Origin of the sequence: Arcicella aurantiaca, assembly GCF_003148625.1 — a bacterium.
Taxonomy (GTDB): domain Bacteria; phylum Bacteroidota; class Bacteroidia; order Cytophagales; family Spirosomataceae; genus Arcicella; species Arcicella aurantiaca.
In genome coordinates this window covers 92,276-92,493 of the sequence record NZ_QGGO01000023.1, presented here as the reverse complement: position 1 = coordinate 92,493, position 218 = coordinate 92,276, and the positions used below count along the sequence as shown (strand labels likewise).

Genomic DNA, 218 nt, shown 5'->3' with positions numbered 1-218 from the left:
TGGAAATTCGTTCCATCTTTAGAATAGGTATAAGCTGATGTTCCCCCTGTTGCGGTTAAAGCTATTTGTCCCGACGCATTTGTTTTACAAGTCAGATTTGTAGGCGTTGCCGAAAGTGTTAAAGAATTTGGTTCCGTTAAAGTTACGGTCGTAGTTGCTAAACACGCATTGGCATCTTTCACCGTCAAGGTATAAGCTCCTGCTGAAAGTCCTGTGAA

General features: G+C 42.2%; 1 pseudogene. It reads right to left on the bottom strand.

What is annotated here, in order from left to right:
* A pseudogene (locus LV89_RS25615) lies at window positions 1-218 on the bottom strand (SprB repeat-containing protein); the annotation flags it as partial.